1 protein-coding gene is annotated in these 535 nt (G+C 28.8%); it reads right to left on the bottom strand.

Features of this window, described 5'->3' with window-relative positions; genetic code table 11:
• Nucleotides 1-234: 234 nt before the first annotated feature.
• Nucleotides 235-535, bottom strand: a 301-nt coding sequence (locus GCE9029_RS27190; protein WP_197475438.1) for a hypothetical protein, incomplete at its 5' end; no start/stop codon positions are given.

The following is a 535-nucleotide window of genomic DNA, read 5'->3' as shown; positions in this document are numbered from 1 at the left end:
ATCCTTGTGAACGAACTGCAAATCCAACACGATAATCATCTTTTTTGATTTCATAACGATATTCTAAAATTGATTTTTTTATTCTTTCCATTTCATTGGAAGTATTTTCCTATTTCCATTTTTAATTAAAATTAGAGCAAAAAATTAATTTTTTTGTATTTAAATTCTGTTATCAGGAATTCCGAAGGTAATATTTAAAGAAGCGTTTTTAACTTTTTATAAAAATAAAGGAAATTAATCGTAGGTTTTGAAGTTTTTAAGTAAAGCTTCAGTAATTTGCCCTCCTTTATTGTCAATTGTTAATTTAATAAGGTCGTTTTCAATAGAAGTAACTCCATTTTTAGTAGTTGAAGCACCATATGCAAAAGCACCTAATTTATTTTTTAGGGCAATTTTTTGTAGTGAATCGCTTAAAATTGCTGTTCCTACTGCGTTATTTTGAGCTGTTAAAGCATCTGTAACTTGTGCTGTTTGCGTTTTAGTTTCAGGAGTTATTTCCGCTTTGCGGTTACTTGTCCACCAAAGTAATATTCCT

It is taken from the genome of Grimontia celer (assembly GCF_900055185.1).
Taxonomy (GTDB): Bacteria; Pseudomonadota; Gammaproteobacteria; order Enterobacterales; family Vibrionaceae; genus Enterovibrio; species Enterovibrio celer.
The sequence above is the reverse complement of the archived record's forward strand: the minus strand, read 5'-3'. Positions and strand labels throughout refer to the sequence as shown.